We start from the raw sequence: 23,048 nt of genomic DNA on the forward strand, positions 1-23,048 counted from the left end.
GCAGTTAGCCGCGATTGTAGCCGCGTCGCCCGATTTGGCCGGATTGGCCCGATGGCGTGGCTGTCGGACGGCGCCGCGTGGCCGTGTCAGAGGATGCCCGGTCGCCACGTCACGGCCGGTAGCATAGAATCGAGACTCCCCCATCACATCGCCGCCCCCCTTTGGATTCACCCTTGGATCGCCCATCGACGCCGGCCATCACGATTTCGCGCCAGGACGAAGCCTGCAGCATCGCACTGCAGGGGGACTGGACCGCACTCGCGCTCGCCGGCTGCCACGAAGCGCGTGGGCTGCGCGCGCAGTTGCACGAACTGACCGAGGCGCCCCAGCACGCCGCGTGGTCGCTGGCCGGGGTGAACCGGCTCGACCATATCGGCGCGCAGCTGATCTGGCAGGCGTGGGACGGCAAGATGCCGGCGAACGTGGAGCTCAACGACGGCCAGCGCCGCGTGTTCGACCGCATCGCCTCGCTGCGCCGCGACGGCTGGAAGAAGCGCATGGTGGACCGCTTCAACCCGATCACCATCCTCGGCGCGAGCCTGCTGTCGTTCTTCGCCCAGTTCGCCATCGGGGTGACCATGCTGGGCCAGCTCACCTTCGACCTGCTGCGCTTCGCGCGGGCGCCGCACCGGGGGCCATGGCGCGAGATTTCGGCCAACGTCTATAACGTGGGATACAAGGCGCTGGGCATCACGGCGCTGGTGGGCTTCCTGATCGGCATCGTGCTGTCCTACCTGTCGGCCAACCAGCTGCGCACCTTCGGCGCCAGCACCTTCATCGTCAATATCCTGGGCATGGCCGTGATCCGCGAGCTGGGGCCGGTGCTGGCCGCCATCCTGATCGCCGGGCGCTCCGGGTCCGCCATCACCGCGCAGATTGGCGTGATGCGCGTGACCGAGGAACTCGATGCGATGCGGGTGATGGGCATCTCGCACGGCTTCCGGCTGATCATGCCGCGCGTGATCGCGCTGGCCGTGGCCATGCCGCTGCTGGTGGCCTGGACCGACATGATGGCGCTGCTGGGCGGCATGACCGCCGCGCAGTTCCAGCTGGGCATCAGCTATTCCTTCTTCCTGCGCCAGCTGCCCGAGGCGGTGCCGGTGGCCAACCTCTGGCTCGGGCTGGGCAAGGGCGTGGTGTTCGGCATGCTGATCGCGCTCACCGCCTGCCACTTCGGCCTGCGCATCCGGCCGAACACGCAGAGCCTGGGCGAAGGCACGACGGCCTCGGTGGTCACGTCGATCACCGTGGTCATCATCGCCGACGCGATCTTCGCCATCCTGTTCAAGGACGTGGGCCTATGAACCATCCGGCCAATCCCTCCCCCGCCCGCCGCGAGACGATCATCGAGGTGCGCGACCTGGTCAAGCGCTACGGCGACAACGTGGTGCACGACCACCTCAACCTCGATGTCTATCGCGGCGAGGTGCTGTCCATCGTGGGCGGCTCGGGCACGGGCAAGACCGTGCTGCTGCGCCAGATCGTCGGGCTGGAACGGCCCACGTCCGGGACCATCAAGGTCTTCGGCGAGAGCCCCGCCAAGCTGAAACCGGCCCAGCTGCAGGCGCTGCGCAACCGCTGGGGGCTCCAGTTCCAGCGCGGGGCGCTGTTCTCGGCGCTCTCGGTCATCGACAACATCGCCCTGCCCATGCGCGAGTTGCGCGCCCTGCCGGACAACCTGATCTGCCAGGCCTCGCTGCTCAAGCTGCAACTGGTGGGACTCTCGGCCAAGGACGCCGACAAGATGCCGGCCGACCTGTCCGGCGGCATGATCAAGCGCGTGGCGCTGGCCCGCGCGCTGGCGCTGGAGCCGGAGCTGGTGTTCCTCGACGAGCCCACGGCCGGCCTGGACCCGATGGCCTCCGACGACTACGTGGCCCTGATCCGCGAACTGCGGCGCGAGCTGGGCCTGACCGTGGTGATGATCACCCACGACCTCGACACCCTGGTGGCGCTGTCCGACCGCGTGGCCGTGCTGGCCGACCGCAAGGTGCTGGCCGCCGCCCCGATCCCCGAACTGGTGAAGGTGGACCACCCCTTCATCCGCGAATATTTCCTGGGCGACCGCGCCCAGCGCGCGTTGCAGGCCCTGCCGGCCCCGAGCCGGCCCGAGGCCCCGCGCCCCCCTTCCGGAGACACCTGATGGAAAACAAGTCGAACGCCTTCCTTGCCGGCGTTTTCACCATCGGACTGGCCGTGCTGGTGCTGTTCTCGCTGTTCTGGTTCAGTTCCGACCACGCCGTGCGCGTGCCGTACGACCTCATCACCCGCTCCACGGTGAACGGCCTCGGGCCGCAGGCCGATGTGAAGTATCGGGGGCTCGACGTGGGCAAGGTGGTGTCGATCAAGTTCGATCCGCAGGTGCCGGGGCAGATCATCGTGCGCATCAGCGTGAACCAGGACACGCCGATTACCCGCACCACCTACGCCACGCTGGGCTTCCAGGGCGTGACCGGCATCGCCTACGTGCAGCTCGATGACACCGCGCGCGAGGCCGGCAACGACAAGGCGTCGCCGCCGCTGCCCACCTCGGCGCGGGCGCCGGCGCGCATCGCCATGCGGCCGGGCTTCTTCGAGGAACTGGAGAAGCGCGGCGACTCGCTGCTGACGCAGACCGAGACGCTGATGGCCTCGCTCAACGAGATGTTCCAGACCACCAACCGCGACGAGCTGATGGCCGCCATCCGCTCGGTACACAAGACGGCCGAGGATTACTCGAAGCTGTCCGCCTCGCTCCAGCCGGCCGCCGCCAAGCTGCCGCAGGCGGTGGACAACCTCAACGCCACGCTGGCCTCCACGCGGCGCCTGGCGGACGAACTGGCCAGCCCCAGCGGCACGGTGTTGCGCACGGTCAACGGCGTGGGCACCAACCTCCAGGGCGCGGCGGACTCGGTGCAGTCGGCCGCCGGCATCCTGAGCGAGGAAACGCTGCCGCAGCTGAACGGTCTGGCGCGCGATGCCCGCCAGACCGCGCGCACCATCGACCGCGCCGCCGGCACCTTCAACGACCGGCCCAGCAGCGTGCTGTTCGGCGGCCCCTCGCCCACGCCGGGCCCGGGCGAAGCGGGGTTCAGCGCACCATGACCATCGCCCATCGCTCTCACTTTCATCTGGACCAAGCCATGACGCCTGTAGGACTCGTACGAATCGCTGCTTTGGCCGCACTGCTGGCACTGGCCGGATGCAGCGCGCTGTCGCCGGGGCCGTCCGCGCTGACCTACGACCTCGGGCCGATGGCCGGCACGCCGTCCCAGTCGCCCGCGCCGCTGCCCAAGCTGCGCGTGGCCCAGACCGATGGCCCGGTGTGGATGGACAACCAGTCGCTCTACTACCGCCTGCAATATTCCCAGGCGCAGCGGCTGCAGGCCTATGCCACGCAGCGCTGGGTGGATTCGCCGCCCCGGCTGTTCGATGCGCGGCTGCGCGATGCGGTGTCCGGGCGCGGCGCGCTGACGTGGTTCGGCGATGGCTCGGTGCCGGCGCTCAAGGTGGACCTGCTCGCCTTCGAGCAGGTGTTCGACAGCGCCACCGCCAGCCGCGGCGTGGTGCGGGCGCGCGCCACCGTCTATCACAAGGGCCTGATCGGGCAGAAGACCTTCGTGGCCGAGCAGCCCGCCCCCAGCGCCGATGGGGCCGGCGGCGTCAAGGCGCTCTCCACCAGCAGCGATGCGGTGATCGCCGCCATTCTCGACTGGGCCGCCACGCTGCCGCTGGCTGCCGCCACGGCATCCGGCCCGGCCACGCTGCCCGCCGCCAACCCGCCCGGCGCCAATGCGGTGCCGCTGCCGGCCTCGCCGCCGTCACCGAATCCGCCCCGGCCGTAACGGTTCTTCGGGCCCCTCGCATTTGAACGCATGACACTGGTCGCGCCCCCGACATCTCCCCCGCCCCCGCCGCAGCAGCCGCGCCAGACGGAGCTGGACGGCTGGCTGCCGCGCCACTCGCCGCTGGCGCGCGTCGGGCTGATCTGCTTCACGCTGCTGGTGGCCTACGCCAGCCTCTATCCGTTCACGGGATGGGTCAACAACGGCATCTCGCCGATGGCCTTCCTGACCGCGCCCAAGCCGCGCTACATCACCGAGTTTGACCTGATGACCAACGTGCTCGGCTATTGCCCGTTCGGGGCGCTGGTCGTGCTGGCGCTGCACCCGCGCATCTCGGGCGCGCGCGCCACGTTGATCGCGCTGGTGGCGGGCGCGCTGCTGTCGGCGGTCATGGAGGCGTTGCAGACCTGGCTGCCCAGCCGCATCTCGTCGAATATCGACCTGATTACCAACGCACTCGGCGCGCTGCTGGGCGCGGCCATGGTGGCGCCGTTCACCAGCGCGCTGGTCGATCGCGGCACGCTCACGCGCCTGCGCATGGCCTGGTTCGAGCCCCATGCCAGCTTTGCGATCCTGCTGGTGCTGCTGTGGCCGTTCGCGCAGATCTTTCCGCAGGAGCATCTGTTCGGCATGGGCGGCATCGTGCGGGAATGGATGACCGACCCCGATTCCTGGCCGATGGAGATCCTGCAGAGCTACTTCCCGGCGCTGCTCGACTGGCAGAACAACGTGGGACTGCGGCCCGACGACATGCAGTCCCAACTGATGCTGGAAACCATGGTGACCGCGTGCAGCTGGATCGGCACGGGGCTGTTCGCCTCGCTGGCGATGCGGCGCACCGCGCCGATGCTGCGCATCCTGGCCGGGCTGCTCGCCTTCGCCCTGCTGCTCAAGGCCACCGTGGCCGAGTTGCAGTTCGCGGACGACAACACCTTCAACTGGCTGTCCGAGGGGGGCCGCTTCGCGCTGACCACGAGTTCGCTGGTGCTGGTGCTGCTGCTGCGCCTGCCGCGCTGGCTGCGCGCGCTGCTGGCCATCGTGGCGCTGGCGGGACTGGTGGTGCTGACCAACGTGCTGCCGCCGAACCCGTATGCGTGGATTTCGGAGCAAGGCTGGCGCATGGGACGTTTCGTGCACTTCAACAGCCTGGCCCAGTGGCTGGGCTGGCTGTGGCCGTTCGCGGCGTTCTTCTATGTGCTGTGGCGCGTGGAGCAGATGAGCATGCGCCGGCGGCTGCAGCGGCTGGCGCGGCGGCGTGCCACGGCGCGCGCCGTGGCGGCGGCGACGGACCGGCAGGCGGATGCCGGCCCGGGTCCGGGCCAGCCCTGATCCCGATCGAATCGATTAGTGGAGCTGGCCGCCCTGCTCGCGGATATCCGTGTCGGTGGCCAGCGTGGTCTGCACCGCCACGCGCAAGCCGGCGATCAGCGTGTCCAGCGCCAGGCTCGGCGCGCCGGGGTGCCGCGCCGCCTGTTCCGGCAGATAGGGAATGTGGATGAAGCCGCCGCGCGTGCCGGTCAGGCCCTGCCGCGCGATGGCATCCATCAGCCCGTAGAACACATGGTTGCAGACGAAAGTGCCGGCGGTCTGCGACACCATCGCCGGCACGCCCGCCGCGCGCAGGTCGCGCACGATGGCCTTGATCGGCAACGTGGCGAAGTAGGCGGCCGGGCCATCGGCGGCGATGGTCAGGTCGATCGGCTGCGCGCCGGCGTTGTCGGCGATGCGCGCATCGTCCACATTGATCGCCACGCGCTCGATCGACAATTCCGTGCGGCCGCCAGCCTGGCCCACCGCAATCGCCACATCCGGCTTCACCGACGCCAGCAGCGCCGACATCGCCTCGATGGCCGCGCCGAACACGCACGGCAGCTGGCGGGCGACGATGACCGCATCGCCCACCTGCTGGCCGTCCAGCGCCCGCACCGCCTCCCATGAGGGGTTGACCGGTTCCTTGTCGAACGGCTCGAAGCCGGTAAGCAGTACGGTACGAAGGGCGGCAGGCAGGGCGGTACGCATAGCGCGTGTCTCCATGGGTTACATCAGGAAGTACAGCAGGACGATATTGGCGGCCAGGATAGCCAGCGCCGTCGGCACCTGCGCGCGGATGACCGCGTTCTTGTCGTCCAGCTCCAGCAGCGCGGCCGGCACGATGTTGAAATTGGCCGCCATCGGCGTCATCAGCGTGCCGCAGTAGCCCGAGAACATGCCGATGGCCGCCATCACGGCCGGGTTGGCGCCGAACATGCCCACCAGGATCGGCACGCCCACGCCGCCGGTCATCACCGGGAAGGCGGCAAACCCGTTGCCCATGATCACCGTGAACAGCGCCATGCCCACGCAGTACACCGCCACGGCCACCAGCTTGTAGTCCATGTTGATGTAGGCGGTGGCCAGGTGCGCCACGGCCTTGCCCACGCCGGCGTCGGCGAAGACCAGGCCCAGCATGGCCAGCATCTGCGGCAGCACCAGCGCCCAGCCCAGCGACTCGATCAGCCGGCGCGACTCGCGCATGCCTTGCGTGACGGTGTCACGCGTGAGCCAGCACACCACGGCCAGCGAGACCAGACAGCCAATGCCAAGCGACACAAACGTCACGTTCTTCGGATCGAGCAGCGGCACGCCGGCCAGCTTCACGTCCTTGAACAGCACCGTGCCGATCACGGTCACCAGCGGAATCAGCAGCGCCGGGATGAACAGCTTGTTGCCCAGGCGCTTGGCGCTGGCGCGGCGCTCCGACTCGGGCAGCGTGCCGTGCTTGCCGTGGCCCACGCCGCCGAAACCGGCGATCAGCGCCATCAGCACGGCGGCGATGCCGACGATGGCCGGCGGGATCTTGTCGCCAATCAGGAAGATCGCGGCGTACAGCGCCCAGAACAGGCCGGTGGACAGGCGCCGCGGGTGCGTCTTGTCCGTGAAGGTCATCAGGGCGGTGATCGCCAGCACGAAGCCGGCCAGCCAGTAGAGATAGTCGATGGATACGATCATGGCTTACTCCCCAACCTTGCCGGATGCAGCGGACGTGGCCGGCGTGCCCGCCGGCGTCTTGCCCAGTTCGCGCTCGAGCCAGCCGTCCAGCCGCTTCAGGCGCACCGCGTGGATCAGGAACGCGCAGATCGCGGTGGGAATGCCCCAGACGGCGATGTGCAGCGGCTCCACGTCGATGTTCGACGACAGCAGGAAGGTGTGCATCAGCGCGATGGCGCCGAAGGCCACGAAGATGTCCTCGCCGAAGAACAGGCCCACGTTGTCGGTGGCGGCGCAGAACGCCAGCACGCGCTGGCGCACCGGCTCGGGCAGGTGCCCGAAGCGGTTCTCGGCCGCGCCCTCGGCCATCGGGGCCAGCAGCGGACGCACCATCTGCGGATGCCCGCCCAGGCTGGTCAGCCCCACGGCGGCGGTCAGCTCGCGCACGGCGAGGTAGACGATCAGCAGGCGGCCAACCGTGGCCGAGGCGATGCGCGAGATCCACGCCTGCGCGTGCTCCCGCAGGCCGTGGCGCTCGAGCAGGCCGATCACGGCCAGCGGCAGCAGGATGATCAGCGGCAGGTTGCGTGCCTTGACGAAGGCCGTGCCGATTGCGGTGAAGATCTGCATCAGCGGCATGGAAGCGGTCAGCCCCGTGACGATGGCGGCAAGCGCCACCACCAGCATGGGATTGAACCGCAGGACAAAGCCGATGATGATGACGCCGACCCCGAGCAGGGGCCAAAGATTGACAGCCGATTCCATGGGAAACACCAGATAGATAGGTGAAGCTAACGGTGGAGCAAAGCCAGCGCGGGCGGGGGGAGGCCCGTCAAGCGCCAGCCCGGATGGCGATGCCTTCCGCGCCGAGCCGTTCCCGGATGCGGCGCGCGAAGGCAAGCACGTGGGCGCCGTCGCCGTGCAGGCACACGGTTTCGGCGCGGATCGGTACCCAGGTGCCGTCGATCGCGCGCACGCGTTGGTCGCGCACCATCGACAGGGTCTGGTCCAGGGCAACTTCCTCGTCGTCGTGCAGCGCGCCCGGCGTGCCGCGCTTGACCAGCGTGCCGTCGGGGTTGTAGCCACGGTCGGCGAACACTTCTTCCTTCACGCGCAGCCCGGCGTCGCGCGCCAGGGTGATCATGCGGCTGTTGGCCAGGCCGAAGAAGACGAGGTCAGGGTTGTAGTCGCGCACGGCACGCACGATGGCGGCGCAGAGGGCTTCATCGCGCACGGCCATGTTGTAGAGCGCGCCATGCGGCTTCACGTGGGCGAGCTGGCCGCCCTGGGCGCGCACCATGGCGTCGAGCGCGCCGATCTGGTACAGCACGTCGGCGTAGACGGCTTCGGGGTCGCGCTGCATCTCGGTGCGGCCGAAGTTCTCGCGGTCCGGGAAGCTCGGGTGTGCACCAATCGCCACGTTGTTGGCGATCGCCCATTTCACGGTCTGGAGCATGGTGGCGGCGTCGCCGGCGTGCCAGCCGCACGCCACGTTGGCGGAGCTGATCAGCGCCAGCAGGGCTTCGTCGTTGCCGCAGCCTTCGCCCAGGTCGGCGTTCAGGTCGATTTGCATGGGGGTTCTCCTTGTTCGGTGGGGTCCAGCCAGCGTTACGCGACGAAGCGCGTGGTGGTGCGGCGGCGCGCGGCGATCTTCATGCCATCGCCCTGCCATTGCAGCGCCTGGTCGATCTGCCGCAGGTAGCGGTCCAGCTCCGCCTGCGCGGCGGCGGCTTCGTCGAGCGTGGCCTGCACGAAGCGCACGGACGCGCCGAGCGGCACCTGCGCCAGCCGCCAGAGGTCGGCGCCGATCACGACGCCAATCTTCGGATAGCCGCCCGTGGTCTGCGCATCGCTCATCAGCGCGATGGGCTGGCCGGCCGGCGGCACCTGCATCACGCCCGGCACCACGCCGTGCGAGAGCAGGTCGCCGCTGCGCTCGGCGCGGCGCGCCAGCGCGGGGCCCTGCAGGCGCAGGCCCATGCGGTTGCTCTGCGGCGTGATGGTCCAGTCGGACTGCCACAGCGCAGCCTGCGCGGCGGGTTCGAAATCGGGATATTCGGGGCCGGGCAGCATGCGGATGGCCCAGGCGTCGTCGATGCGGTTCACGGGCAGCGCCCAGCCCGGGGCGGCCACGCCGAGCCAGTCGCGCTCCTCGTCCAGGCCCGGACGGCCGGCGGGCAGCTTGTCGCCCTCGCGCAGCACGCGCCCTTCGAAGCCGCCATAGCCGGACTTCAGGTCCGTGCTGCGGGAGTTCATGACCAGCGGCACGTCGATGCCGCCCGCCACGCAGAGGTAGGTGCGGGTGCCGCCGCGCGGGGACGGCAGCGTCAGGGTTTCGCCGCGATGCACATCGAAGGCGTGCCAGCACCAGACCGGCACGCCGTCCAGGTTGGCGCCGCACTCTGCGCCGACCAGCGCCACGCGCATATCGACATGAAAGCGCAAGGCCGCACGGCCCAGTGTGAATTCGATGCCGGCGGCGCCGGGCGCGTTGCCGAGCAGCCGGTTGCCCACGTGAAGCGCCAGGCTGTCCGCCGCGCCCGAGCGGCCCACCCCGAAGCGGCGGAAGCCCACCCGGCCGAGATCCTGTACGGACGCCTGCGCGCCGGGACGAATGATTTCGATCACGCCAGATACTCCTCGACGATGAAGCGCACGGTGTCGCCCGGCGCGAAGAGGGACGGCGGATCGCGGTCCGCCACGAAGAGCTGGGCGTCGGTATGCCCGATCAACTGCCAGCCGCCGGGCAGCACGGCCGGATAGATGCCGGTCTGCTCGCCGCCGATGCCCACGGCACCGGCCGGCACGGCCAGGCGCGGCTCGCGCCGGCGCGGCGTGGCCAGTTCGGGGGCCATGCCGCCCATATAGGCGAAACCGGGCTGGAAGCCAAGGAAATACACCACGTACTCGCCCGCCGCATGCCGGCGCACCACTTCCTGCGGCGTCATGCCCGTATGCGCGGCCACATCGGCCAGATCGGGGCCGAACTCGCCGCCGTAGCGCACGGGGATCTCCACCAGCTTGCCGGTGGCGTTGCGCGTCTCGCCGGACGCCCACGCCACCTTCAGATTACGCTCCAGCGCGGCCACGTCGGCGGTGTCGTCGAAGACCACGGTGAGGTTGTTCATGCCGGGCACCACGTCCACCACGCCGCGCCAGTCGGCGGCGCGCTCGGCCATGGCCCAGATGCGGCGCTGGACGTCGAGCGAAGCGGGCGGCGCCACGCTATAGAGCAGCGCCTGCTCGGCCAGGCGATGGACGGTGCAATCGGGCATGTGGGGCAACCAGTGAGGATGGGGCGGATGGTTTCGGACCGAATGTGACCCAGTCGTATTTCATCGACGATTTATCGATAAATTCATCATAACGAAACATGCCAACGCCCAGCACTCGGGGTTGTCCCTAGGGTGTTATGCACCGTTAGCGACAAGATGACGCCAAGACGGGGAATAAGTGCCTTTCACGCATCTTTTAATGAAAGGTACTTGAAAGCCCGTGTGCAGACATTCAGGACGCCCCTTGCCTGCTTGTCGGAACGACAGGCAATAAAAAAGGCCGGGAGCATGTCCCGGCCTTCCTTGTTCCTGCTAACAGCCCGCTTCAGGCAAACCCGGCCTGATGCGCCTGCTGGTCGGCGTGGTACGAGCTGCGCACCATGGCGCCGACGGCGGCGTGGGTGAAGCCCATCTTGTAGGCCTCTTCCTCGAACATCTTGAAGGTGTCCGGATGCACGTAGCGCATCACCGGCAGGTGGTGGTTCGACGGCGCCAGATACTGGCCGATGGTCAGCATGTCGATGTCGTGGGCGCGCATGTCGCGCATGACCTCGAGGATTTCCTCGTCGGTCTCGCCCAGCCCCACCATCAGCCCAGACTTGGTCGGCAGGTGCGGATTCCGGCGCTTGAACTCCTGCAGCAGCTTGAGCGAGTGCGCGTAGTCGGCGCCCGGGCGGGCCTGCTTGTACAGGCGCGGCACGGTCTCCATGTTGTGGTTCATCACGTCGGGCGGGGCGGCCTGGAGCACGTCCAGCGCCTTGTCCAGACGGCCGCGGAAGTCAGGCACCAGCACCTCGATGCGCGTGGCCGGCGACAGCGCGCGGGTCTGCGAGATGCAATCCACGTAATGCTGGGCGCCGCCGTCGCGCAGGTCGTCGCGGTCCACGCTGGTGATCACCACGTAGTTCAGCTTCAACTGGGCGATGGTGCGCGCCAGGTTGCCCGGCTCGTTCACGTCGAGCGGATCGGGGCGGCCATGGCCCACGTCGCAGAACGGGCAGCGGCGCGTGCACTTGTCGCCCATGATCATGAACGTGGCCGTGCCCTTGCCAAAGCACTCGCCGATGTTCGGGCAGCTGGCTTCCTCGCACACCGTGACGAGGTTGTTGGCGCGCAGGATGTCCTTGATCTCGTAGAAACGCGAGTTGCCGGTGGCCGCCTTCACGCGGATCCACTCCGGCTTCTTCAGCTTCTCGGCCGGCACGATCTTGATGGGGATGCGCGCGGTCTTGTCGGCCGACTTCTGCTTGCGGGTCGGATCGTACTCGGCGGGGGATTGCGGGGCTTCGCTGGACGGGGCGATCAGGGCGTCGCTCATTCTGTTCTCCGCACGCTTGGCCGCGTGCATGTTTGGCTGTGGACTTGGCTGTGAATCGGGGCCGGGGGCGCCATCGCTGTGCTCAGGCGGCCTCGGCGGCGGCATTCCCGCGCGCCGGGGCACGCGCTTCGCGCGCCGCCAGCACCTCGCACAGGGCCGCCGCCAGGCGTCGCGCGATTTCCGGGTAGTGGGCCGCAGTGACGGCGCCGTTCATGGCACCCGTCGTGGCACTCAGCGTCGAGGGCGCCGCGCCGGCTTCGCTGGCCACCGGCACGGTGGCGCCCGCCGTGGCCATGTCGACTGTTTCCAGTCCGGCATAGCCGCAGGGATTGATGCGAAGGAACGGTGAGAGGTCCATCTGCACGTTGAGGCTGACACCGTGATAGCTGCAGCCGTTGCGGATCTTGAGGCCGAGCGCGGCAATCTTGGCGCCCTGGTGCGGCCCGTCCGACAGGTAGATGCCGGGGGCGCCGGGCTTGCGTTCGGCTGCGAGATTATACGCCGCGAGCGTGTCCAGCACCGCCTGCTCGATATCGGTCACCAGCTCGCGCACCATCAGGTGGCGGCGGCGCAGGTCCAGCAGCAGGTAGGCCACGACCTGGCCCGGCCCGTGATAAGTGATCTGTCCGCCACGATCGATCTTGACGACGGGAATCGCGGCATCGGGCGAGAGCAGGTGCGCGGGGTCCCCGGCCTGGCCGAGCGTGTAGACCGGCGGGTGCTCGACCAGCCAGATCTGGTCCGGCGTGTCGGGCGTGCGCGCCTCGGTATAGGCGCGCATGGCGTCGAAACAGGGCGCGTACGGCTCCAGACCCCGCTCGATGACTTGGATGGCATGCATGCCCGAGAGTGTAACGAAAAGGGCCGGCATGCGCCGGCCCCTGGTGGGCGACCCCGGTCATGGCGGGGTCTCGCGTTCGGCCTCCCGGCCCGGCCTCGGCGGCCAGACCAGCCTCAGTTCAGGAGGCCGTGACCTGATCCTGGCCCGGTGTCCATTCGGTCCCTCGAACCAAACGCCTCACGGCGCGGTACACGAGGTGTGGCACGTCTGCCACGGTCGCCGCCGGGCGGCGTGCTTCGGCAATCAGCGCCAGCCTGACCGGGCGGGTTGCGCGCGGGTCCACGCTGATCACGATCTCGTCGCCGCGCCGGAGCAACAGGCTGCCGCCACAACGGAGCCAGTAGTCCTCCGAGTCGTTCTCGCGGGTCACCCACACGTCCGTGGCTTTGGCGTCTTCCACAAACAGACGCTGGGCGGCATGGAGCGAGAGGCTGGTGACTTCGCCAGGGACGAGGGTGAACACTGTCGTTGTGAGCAAGGCTTTCATGATGGCTTCTCCGTGTGCCGGGTGCCCGCTGACGGGTCAGATGCGCCGGAACTGGCCTGGATATTGGACCGGGCCAGTTAGGGGGCGCTGACAAGCGGTTCCGGTGCATTGCATTCTAGTGATTGCCCTAGCACTATCAAAACGATATATATTCTTGTGTCTTGTTAGCCAAACTCACATAGAGAGTTCGCATCATGGTCTGGAGCGGCAGCTGGAATCCCGACAACGGGCAGCGCTGGAAGCGCGATTTCCCGCGCCTGCCGGCGCTCTCCGCGCTGCGCGCCTTCGAGGCCGCCGCGCGCCACGAGAGCTTTTCCCGCGCGGCGGCAGAGCTGTTCGTCACCCATGGCGCCGTCAGCCACCAGGTCCGCGCGCTGGAGGAAGAACTGGGCCAGCCGCTGTTCGAGCGGCGCGGCAAGCGGGTGATGCTGACCGCCAACGGCCGGGTCTACGCCGAGCGCGTGCGCGACGCGCTGTTGCAGATCGCCGATGCCACGCGCGTGCTCCAGGCCGGCAACCGCGACAAGCGGCTGACCATCAGCACCATGCCGTCCTTCGCCGCGCGCTGGCTCACGCCGCGCATCGGCAGCTTTATCGAGCAGCATCCGGAGCTGGACGTGGAACTGCTGTCGTCGAACTCGCTGGTCGATTTCGCCAATGAGGAAGTGGACGTCGCGCTGCGCATGGGCAACGGCGACTACCCCGGCCTGTACGTGGAACGGCTGCTCGACGATGTGTTCTTTCCGGTGTGCAGCCCCGACTTCAACGGCGGCCGCCTGCCCGAGCAGCCGGCGCACATGGCCGGCATGCCGCTGCTGCGCGGCGAGGGCGATCCGTGGCAACCGTGGTTCGAAGCCGCCGGGCTGGACTGGCCCGAGCCGCGCAAGGGCCTGCTGCTGCAGGATTCCTCGCTGCTGCTGCAGGCCGCCGCCGAGGGCCAGGGCATCGCCCTGATCCGCTCCTCGCTGGCCTACAACGACCTGCTCTCCGGCCGCGTGGTGCGGCTGTTCGACGTAAGCATCGTCTGCCCGTGGCTGCTGTACTTCGTCAGCACGCACGCCAGCCTGGAATTGCCGAAGGTGCAGGCGTTCCGCCAGTGGCTGCTGCCCGAGATGGAGCGCTTCCGCAACATTTTGTCGCAGTGGTCCGACTAGTTGGCCTGACCCGGCCGCTCACCTATTTCTCGTCTTTGTCCGAAGGTTTGGTGGGCGCCGGCGCGCTGGCCTTGGCGCGCCCGGCGCGCGGGTGGGCCTGGTCGTAGACCTTGGCCAGATGCTGGAAGTCGAGCGAGGTGTAGACCTGCGTCGTGGCGATGCTGGCGTGGCCGAGCATCTCCTGCACCGCGCGCAGGTCGCCCGACGATTGCAGCATGTGGGTGGCGAATGAGTGGCGCAGCATGTGCGGATGCACGTGGGTCGGCACGCCCGCCGACAGCGCCTGCTTGCGGATGCGCGACTGCACGGTCGCCCCGGACAGCCGCTTGCCGCGCGTGCCGAGGAACAGCGCGTGGGCGTCCTCGGGCGCCGCGCCCGGGCGCAGCAGCGTGTCACGCACGGCCAGCCAGGCCCGCAACGCCTCCATCGCCTTGCTGCCCACCGGCACCGAGCGCCGGCGCGACCCCTTGCCGATCACGGTGACCTCGGCGCCGGCCAGGTCGATCCAGCCGATCGAGCGGTACGCGCCGTCTTCGGTATAGCGCAGGTCGAGCTGCACCAGTTCCGACAGCCGCAGCCCGCTCGAATAAAACAGTTCGAAGACCGCCTGGTCGCGCCGCGCCTCGGCCGAGTCGCCGGGGCGATGGGCGACCAGCGCCACCGCATGCTCCACCGACAGCGCCTTGGGCAGCGGCTGGCCGCGCTTGGGCGCGCGCACGCCATCGACAGGATTCATCACCACGCCGTGGCCATGGCGCGCCGCCCACAGGTAGAAGCCGCGCCAGGCGGAGAGCGTGCGGGCGATGGTCCGCGCGGACAGGCCGCCGCCGTGCATGCGCGCGGCAAAGGACCGGATGTGATGGGTTTCCAGCGCCAGCAGCGCCACGCCCGGCGCGTGGCGCGCGGCGTGGGTCTGGAGTACGGAGAGGTCATGGCCGTAGCTGGCCAGCGTGTGCTCGGCCAGCTTGCGGCCGGTGGCCAGCCAGTCAAGGTAGCGCACCACCCGCGGATCGGGCGCCGGCTTGGGGTCCGGTGCCTCGCTCTCCGATGGCGGGCGGCGGGCCATGTCAATCGCGCAGGCGGTTCAGCGCGGCGCCGGCCACTTCGCCGATCTGGCCCAGGTAGGCCGTGCCCATGCCTTCGTGGAAGCGGCGCGCATCGGGCGAGCCCAGCACCAGCAGGCCGAAGGCGGCGCCCAGCGCGTCTTCGTCCGGGCGGGCCGGCACGCGCAGGGCCACCATCGCCAGCGAGGCGATGTCGTCACGCTCGAGCAGCGCGGCGGCCTCGAAGCCGCTGTTCGGGCCGCAGTACGGCGCGCGCAGCCCTTCGGCAAACAGGCGCAGGTCGTCGCTGGCGCCCTGCGCCACTTCGATGTGGGCGAAGGCTTCGCCGACGTTCCACACGCGCAGCGCCACGGCGGGCACATCGAACACCTGCTGCAGGCCGTCCTGCACGGCGTACGGCAGCGCGTGCGAGTCAGCCTCGGCCAGCAGGCGCAGTTGCCAGGCATGCATGCGCTGCTGGGTGCGGTCGTTGTCGTGCCCGTGGCGGACCAGGTCGGCCAGCTTCAGCTCCAGCCCCTTGTTCTTCTCGCGCAGGATTTCCATCTGGCGTTCCTGCAGCGACACAGCGCGATGGCTGTGCGGGCTGGTCAGCTGCACCGCGGCCAGCAATTCGGCGTGTTCCTCGAAGAACTGCGGATTGCTCTGCAGCCAGGCGGCGACATCTTGGGCGTTCATAAGCTTCTACCGGAGTATTTTTCGGATGGCAGTGTAGCAAACGGCACTGCTAGGTCTGGATCAGCCGCTTCTGACGCGAAATGCTCATCAGGATGCCGATACCCATGCCCAGTGTCACCAGCGCCGTGCCGCCATAGCTGAGCAGCGGCAGCGGCACCCCCACCACCGGGAGGATCCCGCTCACCATGCCCATGTTCACGAAGGCGTAGGTGAAGAAGATCAGTGTGATGGAGCCCGCCAGCAGCCGCGAGAACAGGGTCGGCGCATTGGCGGCAATATACAGCCCGCGGAAGATCAGCATCAGGTACAGCACCAGCAGCACCGCGTTGCCGATCAGGCCGAATTCCTCAGAGAACACCGCGAAGATGAAGTCGGTGTGCTTCTCGGGGATGAATTCCAGGTGGGTCTGGGTGCCCTTGAGCCAGCCCTTGCCGGTCACGCCGCCCGAGCCGATGGCGATGATCGACTGGATGGTGTGGAACCCCTTGCCGAGCGGGTCGGTGGTGGGGTCCAGCAGCGTGCAGACGCGATGCTGCTGGTAGTCGTGCAGGATCGGCCAGTTCACGCCCGGAGCGCAGATCTGGCTTTCATACGAGATCAGCAGCGTGATCGCCACCACACCGATGCCCAGCAGCGGCAGGATGATCTTCCACGTCAGCCCGGCGAAATAGATCACATAGAGGCCAGCCGCCAGCACCAGCAGCGCCGTGCCAAGGTCCGGCTGCTTGGCGATCAGCCCCACCGGAATGCCGAGCATGACCAGCGCCACGACGAAGTCGAACCACTTGACCACGCCCTCGCGCTTCTGGAAGTACCACGCCAGCATCAGCGGCATCGAGATCTTCATGATCTCGGACGGCTGGATCACCATGCCCACGTTGAGCCAGCGCCGCGCGCCTTTGCGGATCAGGCCGAACATCGCCACGGCAATCAGCAGCGCCACGCCCACCGTATACAAGGGGACCGCGACCCGCATCAGCAGCTGGGTCGGCATGTAGGCAATCACCATCATCACGGCGTACGAGAGCAGGATGTTGCGCAACTGGTCTTCCACGCGGCCCGGCATGTCGATGGCGGCCGAGTACAACGCCACGATGCCCGTGGCGAACAGCAGGAAGACGATCAGGGCCAGCGGCTTGTCGAAGCCGGTGAGGGCCGTCCGGATCACGGACACGACGCGGCGTTTATCCATGGTGCCCGTCTCCTTTACTCTGAAGCATTGTTACGGGGGGCGGGTGCCGTGGTGCTGACCGGCCGGACGCGTGGCTTGGCCGGCGCCGGCGCCGAGGCAGGCGCGGGGCGCGCGGCGGGCACCGGGGTCGGCGCGGGCGCGGCCGGCTTGCTGTGGCCGAGCGCCTGGAGCATCCGTTCGTCGAGCGTGGCCACGGCCGAGGCCGGCGCGATGGCGGCCGGGTCGAGCTGGGCGGCGATCGACTCCGAAGCGCCGCGCGCCCCCGCGCCCGATGCCACGGTGGCGCCGGAAGCCCCGGCAAGTGCAGCGCTCGCCGCACCAGCAGCACTGGCGTCCGCGCCCGACGCCGCGCCCACTGGCGCGTTGGCCATCACCGTGGCCGTCGCGGCATTCGCCGTCAGGCCGGTGGTGAACACGCTCGGCGTATCTACCGGCGGCTTGCCGCCCGCGCGCTCACGCTCGGCCGGCGGCGGCGCGCTGGCCTGCAGCTCCTCGGGCCACTTGCCGAGCAGGTAGTAATCCATCACCTTGCGCGCGATCGGCGCCGCCACGGCCGCGCCGAAACCGGCGTTCTCGACGATCAGCGCCAGCGCGATCTTCGGGTTGTCCGCCGGCGCGAACGCGGTATACAGCGAGTGATCGCGCTTGCGCTCATCGAGCGCATGGTGGTTGTACTTTTCACCCTTGGCCAGCGTGTAGGTCTGCGCCGTGCCGGTCTTGCCGGCCGATTCGTAGGCCGCGCCCGCAAACACGCGCGCGGCGGTGCCCGAGTGCGTCACGGCCACCATGGCCTTCTTGATCACGTCGATATCGGCCTGCTTGAGCGGAATCCGATAGCTTTCCTTCGGCACCGTCAGCGTGCGCTGGCGCGAGACCGAATCCTCCACCGCCTTCACCAGGTGGGGCTTCATCGCCGCGCCGTTGTTGACGATGATCGACACCGCGTTGGCCAGCTGCAGGATCGTGAAGCTGTTGTAGCCCTGCCCGATGCCCAGCGAGATGGTCTCGCCGTCATACCACTTCTGCTGCTCCGGCTTGCGGTACGCCTTGCGCTTCCACTCGGTGGACGGCAGGATGCCGCGGCTTTCGCCCTCGATGTCGATGCCCGTGATCTGGCCGAACCCGAGCGGCTTCATGAAGTCGTGGATGCCATTGACGCCCATGTCGCGCGCCAGCGCGTAGTAATAGGTGTCGCAGGACTGCACGATCGAGGTCTGCATGTCCACCCAGCCGTGGCCGCCCGGCTTGTCGTCGCGGAAGGTATGGTTGCCCAGCGTGAAGAAGCCCGGGTCGTGCATGCCCCAGGCGGCCGTGCGCTTGCCGGTGGTCAGCGCCGCCAGCGCCATGAACGGCTTGTAGGTGGAACCGGGCGGATAGGTGCCGCGCAGCGGGCGGTTCAGCAGCGGCTTGTCCGGCGAGCTGTTGAGTTCGTCCCAGGTCTTCGAGTCGATGCCTTCCACGAACAGGTTCGGGTCGTAGGTGGGCTTGGAGACGAAGGCCAGGATGTCGCCCGTGGCCGGCTCGATCGCCACCAGCGCGCCGCGCCGGTCGCCAAACAGCTGCTCGGCCAGCTGCTGGAGGCGGATGTCCAGCGACAGGATCAGGTTGTTGCCCGGCGTGGCCGGCGAGGTGGACAGCGTGCGGATTGGCCGCCCGCCCGCGCTCACTTCCACTTCCTCGAAGCCGGTCAGCCCGTGCAGCTCGGCCTCGTAGCTTTGCTCCAGGCCGATCTTGCCGATGTAGTTGGTGCCCTTGTAGTTGTCGGCGTCCTTGCGCGGATCGTACTTGGCGCCCTCGGCGTCGTTGGCCTCGTCCATCGCATCGATGCGCTCCTGGTCGCGCTGCGAAATGCGCCCCAGGTAGCCAATCACGTGGCTGGCCGACTCGCCGAGCGGGTACTGGCGGAACAGCCGCGCGCGCACATCCACGCCGGGAAAGCGGAAGCGCTGGGCGGAGAACTTGGCCACTTCCTCGTCCGACAGCTGGCTGCGGATCGGCAGGCTTTCGAAGCTGCGCGACTCCTCCAGCAGCCGCTTGAAGCGGCGGCGGTCACGCGGCTGGATATCGACAAGTGACGAAAGCGCCTCAATCGTATTATCGAGCGTATCGGTCAGCTTCGACGGCGTGATTTCCAGCGTGTAGGCGGAGTAGTTGCGCGCCAGGATCACGCCGTTGCGGTCCATGATGATGCCGCGATTGGGCTCGATCGGCGCCACGGAAATGCGGTTGTCCTCCGCCTTGGCCGAGTACTGGTCGTGCTTGTACCACTGGAGCCAAAGGAAGCGGGTGAACAGCAGCCCGAAGCAGATCACCGTAAACAGGGCAGCAGCCGCCACGCGGATGCGGAAGCGGCCGATTTCCAGTTCGACGTTGCGGATTTCGGTCATGGCGGTACTGCGGCTGCGGGTTCGGCGTGGGCGGTGGCCCGGGCGGCTCTAACTATCGATCCGGCCCGGGAAGGCTGGATCGGCTAAATCGGTCTGGTTTCGTCGACGTCGTGCGAACGCCGTTGTGGCGCCAACAGCACACTGGTGGCCAACGGCCACAGCAGCGCCTCGATGCAGGGCGCCAGCAGCAACTGCCAGCCCGGCAGGGGCGCGCCCATGGCCAGGCGGATCACCACCGGCACGGCGTGGACGATAAACAGCAGCGGCAGCACATGCAGCGCCTGGGTATAGACGGAAAACCACAGCACGCGGCGATGGATCGTGATGGCGAAGTAGGCCAGCAGCGTGTAGGCCATGGCGTGCTCGCCCAGCAGGCGGGCATCGTGCACATCCATCAGCAGGCCCAGCAGGAACGCCACGCCCATGCCGACCTTGCGCGGTTGGTGGATGTTCCAGAACACCAGCACCAGCGCCACCATGTCCGGAATCCAGAGCGTGGTGCCCCACGGCATCAGGTTGAACAGGAACGCGGCGATGAACGTCACCGCGATGAACGCGGGATTGACCGGGCGCAGCAGATACTGGGGATTGGTCACCGTGCGGGCTCCGTGGCGTCAGGTTTTTCGCCGTTTTTCTCTGCCGACTTCTCGGCACCGGCGCGGGCCGCCGCCGAACGCGCGCCGCGCTCGGCCTTCTGCGGCTTGTCCTCGTCCTGCGGACGCGGGCCCAGCCCGGACTCATAGCGCACCACCAGCAGTTGCCGGTGCGAGCGCACGCCAGCCACCGGCTCGCAATACACGCGCGAGAAGGCCGTATCGGCCTTGCGCTCGATATGGGTGATCTTCGCCACCGGCAGGCCGGGCGGATAGGTACCGTCCAGGCCGGATGTGACGAGAAGGTCGCCTTGCTGAAGATCGGCCGAAGCGGCCATGAAGCGCAGGTCGAGCTGCCCTGCGCGCGAGCCGCCAAAGGCCACGCTGCGCAGCCCGTTACGCACCACCTGGACCGGAATCGCCTGGTCCTTGTCGGTCAGCAGCGTCACCTCGGCCTGGAGTGGCGAGACCCGCGTGATCTGGCCGATCACGCCGCGTTCGTCGATCACCGGATAGCCGGCGCGCAGGCCCTGCACGCTGCCCCGGTCGATCACGATGCGCTGGCTGTACGGGTCGCGGGCGTCATAGAGGATCTCGGCCGCCACGACCGGCGTGGCCGATTGCTGGGTCAGGTTCAGCAGCTTGCGCAGCTGGTTGTTCTCGGCCTCGAGCTGGGCCTGGCGCACCGCAGCGCTGGCCTGCTCCACGGCGCTGCGGCGCAGTTCGCGGTTCTCGTTGGCCAGCGTGACGGACGACTGGGCGTAGTCAAAGACGCCGCGCAGCGCGTCGCGCGGCACCAGGACCACGCGTTCCACCGGCATCAGCACGGTGGCGGCAACCTGCCGCGCGACGCGCATGGCGTCGAAGCGGGCATCGACCACGAGCAGCGCCAGCGCGATGGTCACGAAGATGACCAGCCGCGCCACGGCGGACGTGCCTTGCTTGAAGAGCGGCGGTGGGGAGTAATCCATTTACCCGTGCGCAGGCGAAGTCATCCCGCCGGGGGCGGCGGGAGAGGGCGGAAATCTCGTGGCGCACGCGCCGGCGCAGCCTGCGGGGGCCGGCATGCCGCGTGTCGCCACGTTGCGGTTCCTGTTCTTACTCGTACGAGAAGATGCTGCCGAGCTTGTCCATGCGCTCGAGCGCCATGCCGGAGCCGCGCACCACGCAGGTCAGCGGGTCTTCGGCCACCAGCACCGGCAGGCCGGTTTCCTCGGCCAGCAGGCGGTCCAGGTCGCGCAGCAGCGCGCCGCCACCGGTCAGCATCATGCCGCGCTCGGCGATGTCGGCACCCAGTTCCGGGGGCGTCTGCTCGAGGGCGATCTTCACGGCGGACACGATCTGGTTCAGCGGATCGGTCAGGGCTTCGAGGATTTCGTTCGACGAAACCGTGAACGCGCGCGGAATGCCTTCGGACAGGTTGCGGCCCTTGACTTCCATCTCGCGCACTTCGGAACCCGGGAATGCCGAGCCGATTTCCTTCTTGATGGCTTCGGCGGTCTGTTCGCCGATCAGCATGCCGTAGTTGCGGCGGATGTAGTTGACGATGGCTTCGTCGAACTTGTCACCGCCCACGCGCACCGAACCCTTGTAGACCATGCCGCCCAGCGAGATGATGCCCACCTCGGTGGTGCCGCCGCCGATGTCCACCACCATCGAGCCCGACGGTTCCGACACCGGCAGCCCGGCGCCGATCGCGGCCGACATCGGCTCCTCGATCAGGTACACCTGGCTGGCCCCGGCGCCCAGCGCCGATTCGCGGATGGCGCGGCGTTCCACCTGGGTGGAGCCGCACGGCACGCAGATGATGATCCGGGGGCTCGGGCGCAGCAGCTTCGAGTCATGGACCATCTTGATGAACTGCTTGAGCATCTGCTCGGTCACGGTGAAGTCGGCGATCACGCCGTCCTTCATCGGGCGGATGGCCTCGATATTGCCCGGCACCTTGCCCAGCATCTGCTTGGCTTCCTTGCCAACCGCCTGGATCGTCTTCTTGGCGTTGGGGCCGCCTTCCTGACGGATGGCCACGACCGACGGCTCGTCCAGGACGATGCCCTTGTCGCGCATATAGATCAGCGTGTTGGCGGTGCCCAGGTCGATGGCCAGGTCGTTGGAGAAATAGCTGCGGAGAAATCCGAACATCAGGAATCCTGTCTTTTGTTGGTTCGCGAGTATGCGAAACGGCCGGCGCCGTGTTCGGCCCGGCCAGGTATACGTTTGCAAGGGTGATGGTTCACGGTTCCCCCGGTGCGCTGCGGCCCGTACCGGCAAGCCGGTACGCCCCGGTGCCGACGGCGAGGGGGCGCATGCCCGCCCGGTCATCGGCGATCCGCAACCGGCGCAGCCTGCACGCCGGACCTACGGGAACCTTTGATTAGACTCTGCGCGAAAGTTCGCCGCCAGATGCGCCGGACAGGTCGGAAAATCGCCTGACGATGGCAGAAGCCTAATCGGAGGAACCTGATTGTGAAGTGTGAAACTGCGATGAAAACCGGCTGCTAATCGCGGACTTGCCGCCGGGCCGTGCCTTTATCGTTCGCCAATCGCGTTTCCTGCCTGCTCTTGCAGTCTGTTGCAGTCTCGCGACGCTCGCGCGCCGCGTGCCCCGCCCGACCGCCCTGCCCGGCACTCATGGTGCGTGCCGGCAGTGGCGACGGCATCACCGGCGCATGCGCCGGAGTGACCCGCGACCTGCCTGGAACCCGCCATTTGGCGCGCCATGTGAAGTCCGCGTTGCGGGAGGCCTGCAACGCGTAATGATACCTTATAATCCACGCTGTTTCGGGGCGTCAGCGCCCGGAAAAACTTGTAACGAAACGATCCCGGGGGCGCCCCCGGACCCCGCTCCGGGCGTCCTGCCCGCCACCCGACCGCAACATCCCCAGTCCGCTGGACTGAACCCGGCGCCCGCGCCGCATCACGCCATGGCTCTCGCACTCTCCGACGTCAAGCGCATCGCGCACCTGGCCCGCATCGAAACCAGCGATGCCGAGGCCGCGCAGACGCTCGCCCAACTGAACAACTTCTTCTCGCTGGTGGAGCAGATGCAGGCGGTGGACACCACCGGTATCGAGCCGCTGGCGCACCCGCTCTCCGCCGTGCGCGACATCGCCCAGCGCCTGCGCGAGGATGCCGTGACCGAGACCGACCGCCGCGAAGACTACCAGCGTCCGGCCCCGGCCACCGAGCGCGGCCTCTACCTGGTGCCGAAGGTCATCGAGTGACGCCCGGGCCCACCAGCCCGGCCCGCCGCCGCCCCTGACCGCCACCG

23 protein-coding genes are annotated in these 23,048 nt (G+C 68.3%); 7 read left to right on the forward strand and 16 right to left on the reverse strand.

The annotated features are described in order from the left end of the window. Positions 1–173: 173 nt before the first annotated feature. The 5 genes from AB4120_RS03180 to AB4120_RS03200 are packed head-to-tail and all read left to right on the forward strand — an operon-like array spanning position 174 to position 5,153. The gene (locus AB4120_RS03180) at positions 174–1,304 is read left to right on the forward strand and encodes an MlaE family ABC transporter permease (protein WP_149136949.1); all 1,131 of its coding nucleotides are present in this window, start codon (positions 174–176) and stop codon (positions 1,302–1,304) included. After that, positions 1,301–2,143, forward strand: coding sequence for an ABC transporter ATP-binding protein (locus AB4120_RS03185; protein ID WP_149136950.1), 843 nt, complete (start codon positions 1,301–1,303; stop codon positions 2,141–2,143). The genes AB4120_RS03180 and AB4120_RS03185 overlap by 4 nt, the downstream gene beginning before the upstream one ends. Beyond that, positions 2,143–3,084: an MlaD family protein gene (locus AB4120_RS03190; protein ID WP_187645094.1), complete on the forward strand. Its 942-nt coding sequence runs from the start codon at positions 2,143–2,145 to the stop codon at positions 3,082–3,084. The genes AB4120_RS03185 and AB4120_RS03190 overlap by 1 nt, the downstream gene beginning before the upstream one ends. Before the next feature lie 38 nt (positions 3,085–3,122). Next, complete coding sequence (locus AB4120_RS03195) at positions 3,123–3,824, forward strand: ABC-type transport auxiliary lipoprotein family protein (protein ID WP_149136952.1); 702 nt, start codon at positions 3,123–3,125, stop codon at positions 3,822–3,824. Between the two features lie 30 nt (positions 3,825–3,854). After that, the gene (locus tag AB4120_RS03200; protein WP_149136953.1) at positions 3,855–5,153 is read left to right on the forward strand and encodes a VanZ family protein; all 1,299 of its coding nucleotides are present in this window, start codon (positions 3,855–3,857) and stop codon (positions 5,151–5,153) included. Between the two features lie 15 nt (positions 5,154–5,168). Here the strand turns inward: AB4120_RS03200 and pcp are convergent, their stop codons facing one another. The 9 genes from pcp to AB4120_RS03245 form a co-directional block, all read right to left on the reverse strand. After that, the gene (gene pcp, locus AB4120_RS03205; RefSeq protein ID WP_149136954.1) at positions 5,169–5,843 is read right to left on the reverse strand and encodes a pyroglutamyl-peptidase I; all 675 of its coding nucleotides are present in this window, start codon (positions 5,841–5,843) and stop codon (positions 5,169–5,171) included. Between the two features lie 18 nt (positions 5,844–5,861). Then, positions 5,862–6,812 (reverse strand): DUF979 domain-containing protein, encoded by a 951-nt coding sequence (locus AB4120_RS03210; protein ID WP_149136955.1) that lies wholly within the window; start codon positions 6,810–6,812, stop codon positions 5,862–5,864. Between the two features lie 3 nt (positions 6,813–6,815). Continuing rightward, positions 6,816–7,556 (reverse strand): DUF969 domain-containing protein, encoded by a 741-nt coding sequence (locus tag AB4120_RS03215; protein WP_149136956.1) that lies wholly within the window; start codon positions 7,554–7,556, stop codon positions 6,816–6,818. A 67-nt stretch (positions 7,557–7,623) separates the two neighbouring features. Next, complete coding sequence (pxpA, locus tag AB4120_RS03220; protein WP_149136957.1) at positions 7,624–8,364, reverse strand: 5-oxoprolinase subunit PxpA; 741 nt, start codon at positions 8,362–8,364, stop codon at positions 7,624–7,626. Positions 8,365–8,399: 35 nt separating this feature from the next. Further along, entirely contained in the window at positions 8,400–9,419 is a 1,020-nt protein-coding gene (locus tag AB4120_RS03225) for a biotin-dependent carboxyltransferase family protein (RefSeq protein ID WP_149136958.1), read from the reverse strand. Continuing rightward, positions 9,416–10,066: a 5-oxoprolinase subunit PxpB gene (pxpB, locus tag AB4120_RS03230; protein WP_441641838.1), complete on the reverse strand. Its 651-nt coding sequence runs from the start codon at positions 10,064–10,066 to the stop codon at positions 9,416–9,418. Before pxpB ends, AB4120_RS03225 begins: the two co-directional genes overlap by 4 nt. 325 nt (positions 10,067–10,391) lie before the next feature. Continuing rightward, positions 10,392–11,384: a lipoyl synthase gene (gene lipA / locus AB4120_RS03235; protein ID WP_144202568.1), complete on the reverse strand. Its 993-nt coding sequence runs from the start codon at positions 11,382–11,384 to the stop codon at positions 10,392–10,394. 82 nt (positions 11,385–11,466) lie between these two features. Then, a complete protein-coding gene (lipB, locus tag AB4120_RS03240; RefSeq protein WP_149136959.1) occupies positions 11,467–12,225 on the reverse strand; it encodes a lipoyl(octanoyl) transferase LipB in 759 nt (252 codons plus the stop codon). Positions 12,226–12,343: 118 nt separating this feature from the next. Continuing rightward, entirely contained in the window at positions 12,344–12,712 is a 369-nt protein-coding gene (locus AB4120_RS03245) for a DUF2917 domain-containing protein (protein ID WP_149136960.1), read from the reverse strand. 194 nt (positions 12,713–12,906) lie between these two features. On the opposite strand from AB4120_RS03245, the gene AB4120_RS03250 reads away from it, so the two are divergent. Beyond that, on the forward strand, positions 12,907–13,866 hold the full coding sequence (locus tag AB4120_RS03250; RefSeq protein ID WP_149136961.1) for a transcriptional regulator GcvA: 960 nt from the start codon (positions 12,907–12,909) through the stop codon (positions 13,864–13,866). 22 nt (positions 13,867–13,888) lie between these two features. Here AB4120_RS03250 and AB4120_RS03255 read toward each other — a convergent pair whose 3' ends face one another. From AB4120_RS03255 to AB4120_RS03285, 7 genes are all read right to left on the reverse strand, one after another. Then, positions 13,889–14,932: a tyrosine recombinase XerC gene (locus AB4120_RS03255; RefSeq protein WP_149136962.1), complete on the reverse strand. Its 1,044-nt coding sequence runs from the start codon at positions 14,930–14,932 to the stop codon at positions 13,889–13,891. A gap of 1 nt (position 14,933) precedes the next feature. After that, positions 14,934–15,605 carry a DUF484 family protein gene (locus AB4120_RS03260; protein ID WP_149136963.1) on the reverse strand — a complete coding sequence of 224 codons (672 nt, stop codon included), beginning with the start codon at positions 15,603–15,605 and terminating at the stop codon, positions 14,934–14,936. A 49-nt stretch (positions 15,606–15,654) separates the two neighbouring features. Next, positions 15,655–16,797, reverse strand: coding sequence for a rod shape-determining protein RodA (gene rodA / locus AB4120_RS03265; protein WP_149136964.1), 1,143 nt, complete (start codon positions 16,795–16,797; stop codon positions 15,655–15,657). Positions 16,798–16,811: 14 nt separating this feature from the next. Then, entirely contained in the window at positions 16,812–19,184 is a 2,373-nt protein-coding gene (mrdA, locus tag AB4120_RS03270) for a penicillin-binding protein 2 (protein WP_149136965.1), read from the reverse strand. Between the two features lie 83 nt (positions 19,185–19,267). Next, positions 19,268–19,780, reverse strand: coding sequence for a rod shape-determining protein MreD (gene mreD / locus AB4120_RS03275; protein WP_149136966.1), 513 nt, complete (start codon positions 19,778–19,780; stop codon positions 19,268–19,270). Beyond that, a complete protein-coding gene (gene mreC / locus AB4120_RS03280) occupies positions 19,777–20,748 on the reverse strand; it encodes a rod shape-determining protein MreC (RefSeq protein WP_149136967.1) in 972 nt (323 codons plus the stop codon). The genes mreD and mreC overlap by 4 nt, the downstream gene beginning before the upstream one ends. Positions 20,749–20,875: 127 nt before the next feature. Next, positions 20,876–21,919 carry a rod shape-determining protein gene (locus AB4120_RS03285; protein WP_011296266.1) on the reverse strand — a complete coding sequence of 348 codons (1,044 nt, stop codon included), beginning with the start codon at positions 21,917–21,919 and terminating at the stop codon, positions 20,876–20,878. Positions 21,920–22,701: 782 nt separating this feature from the next. Between AB4120_RS03285 and gatC the strand changes: the two genes are divergently transcribed. Continuing rightward, positions 22,702–23,001, forward strand: coding sequence for an Asp-tRNA(Asn)/Glu-tRNA(Gln) amidotransferase subunit GatC (gene gatC, locus AB4120_RS03290; RefSeq protein WP_092291232.1), 300 nt, complete (start codon positions 22,702–22,704; stop codon positions 22,999–23,001). Positions 23,002–23,048: the final 47 nt, after the last annotated feature.

The organism is Cupriavidus sp. 2KB_3, assembly GCF_052115685.1.
GTDB lineage: Bacteria > Pseudomonadota > Gammaproteobacteria > Burkholderiales > Burkholderiaceae > Cupriavidus > Cupriavidus campinensis.